The following is a 2,296-nucleotide window of genomic DNA, read 5'->3' as shown; positions in this document are numbered from 1 at the left end:
GCTTTCCATTGATATGCCCGAAGTAACCATGTTTACTCCGAATGTATGTCTTGCAACATGTGCGGTAAGGTTCTCATTGATACCCAAAGCCACACCGAGTGAATGAAATTCAAACCACATGGAATCACGTGAAGAAAGAGGAAAAACAGGTTTGCTATCATCCGCTGTATTGTATAGCGACATTATCTGTTCAGCTATCGGGTGCAAGGGAATGAACGCTTCGTTGTTGGTCTTTGCTCTTTTCTCACGGATGTATTTTCTACCGTCTGCCGTCATCCCGATATGGTGTGGATACAGGTTACGTAAATCGACATAAGCCAAACCTGTAAGACTGGAGAAAACAAACATTCTTCGTGCCAACTCCAAAGCCTTATCTTCCATAGGAGTCTCCATAATGAGCAGCAAGTCATTTCTGGATATATGTCTACGTTTTGGTGAGCCTTTCTTTTCATATCCGACATCTTCCAGTGGATTGAATTTCAGCAGACCTCTGTCAACAGCGATATAAACCAAGCGTTGCAACCAACAAAGATTATGGTTCGTATTGGATGCACTATAACCTTTGCCAATCAAGAACAACTTATAAGATTTGCCAAATTCCTCTGTCAAATCTTCAAATGCAATGTCATTCATTCCTCGTAACCCGATGAACTCTCGCAAGTTGAGCTGCGATGTCTTAGATTGGCGATAAGAAGATGTTGAGTTAATACGGATGGAGCGCAGCCTAAGGCGTTCACGCTCCTCCTCGCCAGTGGCAAGCAATGTCATCGGGATAGTATTTGCATCAACAATAACATTCTTCAGAATCTCGGCGGTAACGATACCCTTTTCCTTTGTTGCCTGCTCGTAGGCTTCGTCAATTCTTAGTCTGAACGCTTGCAGTTGTCCGTTCACTCTTGCATTCCTGGCTTCACCTTTTTTCGTGTCCCATTCTTCGGGAGCACAGTATAGACCTGTTGCTATGGCTGACACTTTGCCGTCAATCGTGATACGGCAAAATATAGATGTGGTTCCGTCTGCCTTTACTCTGCCACGGTTGATATAATAAAACTGCTTGTATGTACTTCTCATTGTTATGTTCCTTTCTTATTTTGTGAAAATATTACAGGACAAACTTGAAGTCTTTGTTGGCTTCGATGAACTTGTCCATATCCTCAAATAGCTTTTTCGGGGTGACACGTGCATAGATTTGCGTGGTCTGAATGTTGTTGTGACCAAGCATTTTGCTGATAGTCTCTATCGGAACACCTTCTTCGAGCGTAACGAGCGATGCGAAACTGTGCCGTCCAACATGATAGACCAAATCCATACTTATGCCAGATAGTACTCGGAGACTTTTCATGTTACCTCTCAACACTCGAAATTCCTGTGGCGGTAAAAGAGTAGGTCTTGTCGGGTCTTTGTATTTCTCCAACATGGCAAGCGCCTCTGGCAGCAGCTTCACACGTGCAAGCATCTTGTTCTTCTTTCTGTGGTATTTCAGCCAAAGGCTGCCCTCCTCATCACGAAAGAGGTTTTCTTCCGTGATGGAAACAGTATCGGCATAAGCCGTGCCTGTATAGCAGGCGAAAAGAAAAAGGTCACGGGTCAAAGCCAACGATTTTCTTCGCTCTGGTATTTCGAGGTCACGAATTTTCAGGAAGTCCTCACGTGTCAATGCCTTTGGTGGATTCTCTTTCTTTTGAGGTAGCTTGAAGTGCATGAAATGATAACGCTCGGAGTGTCCTGCCTTGAAAGCTATTAGGCAGGTCTTCTTCAAGATGGCGAGATAGTGGCGGACTGTATCAAGTGCAAGACCTCTCTCGTCCAAGCAAAAGTCCATGTACTCACGGATAAACTGCTCGTCAAGCTCACCGAATGCCACATCGTCAGTTCCATAACGCTTCTTGACGAACAATCCCAATGTCAGGCGAGTGTACTGGTAGTTTGGCAGCGTGCCTTTCTTGTAGTCGATGCCGATTCTTGACTCAATGTCCGCAATGATGGCGTCAAGCTGCTTCAACAAGGTCATCTGAGTGTCTGCACTGCATTGAAACAGATCCTTTATCGCCTTTGCGTCAAAATCCGTCTTGCGCTCCACAAGTGACTCGTAGGCTGAGTTTATTGCCAGCAACAGCTTGTCAATCTTGGCGTTCACTTCCACAGCCTCCTTGCTCTTGCCGTCAAGTCTGCTCTCACGTGGATTCCATAACTTTGGCGTACATGACAACTTGCAACCGAACTGCGCCATTGTTCGGTTGAGGGTGATGCGTCCCATGATGGGAGCCTTACCGTTCTTGTCCAATCCGCTCTTTTT

General features: G+C 45.4%; 2 protein-coding genes. Both read right to left on the bottom strand.

Annotation, left to right across the window (positions count from 1 at the left end; genetic code table 11):
- Positions 1–1,071: site-specific integrase (locus KTQ90_RS13095; RefSeq protein ID WP_217318796.1), on the bottom strand; the 1,071-nt coding region annotated here is incomplete at its 3' end.
- 31 nt (positions 1,072–1,102) lie between these two features.
- Positions 1,103–2,296, bottom strand: a 1,194-nt coding sequence (locus KTQ90_RS13090; protein WP_217318795.1) for a site-specific integrase, incomplete at its 5' end; no start/stop codon positions are given.

It is taken from the genome of Leyella stercorea, assembly GCF_019052365.1.
GTDB lineage: Bacteria > Bacteroidota > Bacteroidia > Bacteroidales > Bacteroidaceae > Prevotella.
This window is presented reverse-complemented; position numbering and strand designations above follow the sequence as displayed.